The sequence below is a fragment of the Verrucomicrobiales bacterium genome (assembly GCA_016793885.1).
Taxonomy (GTDB): domain Bacteria; phylum Verrucomicrobiota; class Verrucomicrobiia; order Limisphaerales; family UBA11320; genus UBA11320.
On sequence record JAEUHE010000064.1, the window covers coordinates 1 to 2,247 of the forward strand.

Sequence of the window (2,247 nt, forward strand, 5' to 3'; positions counted from 1 at the left end):
TGGTCAATCATTGCAAGACGTTGAGCCTGTACCCCCTGCCCGATTCCGCGAAGGAGACCCGTAAATGAAAAGACCCGCGAAACTCCAGAAAGCCTCTTCAGTACAAGGGCGTGACGATGAGGCAGGTCTGCCTGAGATTCGTTTCTATCGTGCAAATGAGAAGCCCTATGGGGTGTTCAGTAATCTATACAGGCGCCCCCTAGTGTTTGAGGGGCGCGAGTATCCGACCTCCGAGCATGCATACCAAGCGGGCAAGGCAGTCAAGGAATCGGTGCGCGAGTGGATTTTGAGTGCGCCAAGTCCATCGCTGGTGGCAATGGCTGCCCACGGGCTGTATACGTGGGATATTGCTCCGGACTGGTCAAAGGTAAAGTTCGATCGGATGCGGGGCGTGTTGCGCGCCAAGTTCACCCAACATCAGGATCTCCGTGAGCTGCTCCTCTCGACGGGGGATGCGCGGTTGGTTGAATCCGCCAAGACCGATAACCCTGTCAATCGTCTGTGGGGTGAAGTGAACGGGAAAGGCAAGAACATGCTCGGGGTCCTCCTCATGGAACTGCGGTCAGAGCTTAAGAGCGAGTCTGTCCAGCCAAAAAGCAAGACGAAGCCGAATGGGAAATCGCGAGCCAATGCCTTGACGGGAATGGCGTCAGTCGAGCTAGCGTGCTGACGTATTCGAGATGGATCGCAACCATTACGACACGGAGCTAGATGAGCTCGCGGCGACGTATCAGCATGGTTTGATGCTCGAGGTGGCGCCGCTGAGATCGGCGATAGCTGGTGCCTGCGAATCAAGCATCATTGGCGTCGGCTCCGGTGGGTCGTATACGGTGGCGTCATTGCTGTGCAATTTGCACGAGACGTATACGGGGCGTGTGTCCAGACCGGTCACCCCTTTGGAGGTGATCTGTAATCCTACGCTTGCGGCATCCAGTCCGGTATTCCTGATCTCTGCCGAAGGAGGAAATCCAGACATCTCTGAAGCGTTGCGGCGGGCCCGCAGGCATAGCGCGAGAACGATCCATGTTCTGACTAATCGGGCCAGCAGTCCGCTGATGGAGTGCGTAGGCGGGCTAACGGATGTCAGCGCACATGTTCTAGATCTCGAAAAGAAGGACGGCTATTTGGCAACCAACAGCCTATTGTTGGATGCAATGGTCATTGCTCGTGCCTATGGGGAGCTCGACCAAAACAAAGATGCATTGCCGTCGCGGCTAGACCAGCTGCTAATCGGTAATCAATCGATCGCCGAGTGGATGGAAGGCGCGCGTGACTTTATCGCTGAAGCGGCACGGCGTGGTTCACTGACCGTCGTGTTCTCGCCGCTGCTTCGCCCAATTGCCGCCGATCTTGAGTCCAAGTTGTCCGAAGCGGCGTTGCTTCATTGCCAACTAGCCGATATTCGGTCATATGCCCATGGTCGACACCTCTGGTTAGCGCAGAGGCCAGATGAATGTGCAATGCTGGTGTTGGCCGAGCCAACGCTTGGGGACCTCTGGGGGCGCATGGCTGCGCTTGTTCCCCCAAGCATACCCACTTACCCGATGTCTCTTAGCGGCTCATCTCCCCGTGACTTGATTGCAGGGATTGTCGGTCAGATGCACCTCATCGCTGAGATTGCCCGTGTGTTTGGCAAAGATCCCGGACGTCCAGAGGTTCCGCAGTTCGGGAGGGATCTGTACTACCTCGATCTGCCAGCCGTTGTTCCAGCGCCAGTGGATCACTCAGATGGGGCCGAACTGTCAAAATCGGAAGTGCTAGGGGCGCGTTGGCCTTCGGTGCGGGGCACTGGAGCAATTCTTCGCGAGCGCGAGGCGTTCTGCGAGGCATTGGGCAAGAAGCGCTTCAATGCAATGGTCTTTGATTATGACGGCACTCTTTGCAGCTCACAGAGGAAGGATGGGCCGCCGCCGATAGATGTGCTGGACCAAATCGAGAAACTGGTACGGGCCGGTGTTGTTGTTGGCATAGCGTCGGGTCGTGGGGGCTCCATTCAGGAACGTTTGCAGGAGAGCCTTCCCTCCGACGTGCTGGAGCGTATCCAGCTTGGTCTGTATAACGGAGGGTGGATCGACAGCGCCGCCTCAGCGCCGTCGCCAAGAAACGAAACCAGCGAGTTTCTAAGCCATGTGACTCGAATCGCAGTGCGATTGAGGAACCTGGGAGCCCCTATTCAGGACGTGAGAACAACTCATCCATACCAGGTAAGTATCCGCTTCCGAGAGGGGCTGTCGACTGAGCAGATGT

At 56.8% G+C, this 2,247-nt stretch carries 2 protein-coding genes; both read left to right on the forward strand.

The window, feature by feature from the left end:
* Positions 1 to 64 precede the first annotated feature (64 nt).
* Complete coding sequence (locus JNN07_08190) at positions 65 to 670, forward strand: NADAR family protein (protein ID MBL9167706.1); 606 nt, start codon at positions 65 to 67, stop codon at positions 668 to 670.
* Positions 671 to 680: 10 nt separating this feature from the next.
* A partial coding sequence (locus JNN07_08195) for a hypothetical protein (GenBank protein MBL9167707.1) occupies positions 681 to 2,247 on the forward strand: 1,567 nt, incomplete at its 3' end.

Excerpts from the sequence above, each read along its gene's own strand:
- JNN07_08190 (MBL9167706.1), top strand. The coding sequence starts at position 65 with ATGAAAAGACCCGCGAAACTCCAGAAAGCCTCTTCAGTACAAGGGCGT.